1 protein-coding gene is annotated in these 554 nt (G+C 66.8%); it reads left to right on the top strand.

What is annotated here, in order from left to right; genetic code table 11:
- Positions 1-100: 100 nt before the first annotated feature.
- Positions 101-499, top strand: a complete 399-nt coding sequence (locus tag ESO89_RS18245; RefSeq protein WP_004595754.1) for an ArsR/SmtB family transcription factor — start codon at positions 101-103, stop codon at positions 497-499.
- Positions 500-554: the final 55 nt, after the last annotated feature.

A 554-nucleotide genomic window follows, 5' to 3' on the forward strand; every position in this document is an offset into this window, starting at 1 on the left:
CGAGAGCTGCTGTGACATGCAAATCGAGGAGGTGGACTCGGACGAAAACGAGGCGGACGCGCCGGACGAGCGCGCCGACCGTACGGAGGACTGATCCATAATGTCGCAGGAACAGAACGCGGCGGCTCAAGCGGGCTCCGAATCCGCGAGCGGAACGCTCCGACGGATGGAGGAAGGCGTCTGCTGTGACGGGCCGTTCCCGGAGACTCGACGGGCGGACGACGCGGTCGTCGAGGCGGAGCTGTCGGCGTTCAAGGCGCTGGCCAACGAGAAGCGACTCGCGGTCGTTCACGCGCTTCGAGAAGGCGAGCTCTGCGCCTGCGAGTTGGAGACCGTACTCGACGCGCCCCAGTCGACGGTCGCGTCACACCTCAGGAAGCTCCGCGACGCCGGCATCGTCGCCACGCGCAAGGAGGGAAAGTGGACGTACTACCGGATCGCGGACACAGCGAGCCTCCAGCTGCTCGATCTGGCCGCGGCGTTAGGTGAGGACCGATGATCCCGCCGGGGACCGAAGCGGCGCTGCTCGACTCGTGGGACTACTTCCTCCACCT

Origin of the sequence: Halorubrum amylolyticum, assembly GCF_004114995.1 — an archaeon.
Taxonomy (GTDB): Archaea; Halobacteriota; Halobacteria; order Halobacteriales; family Haloferacaceae; genus Halorubrum; species Halorubrum amylolyticum.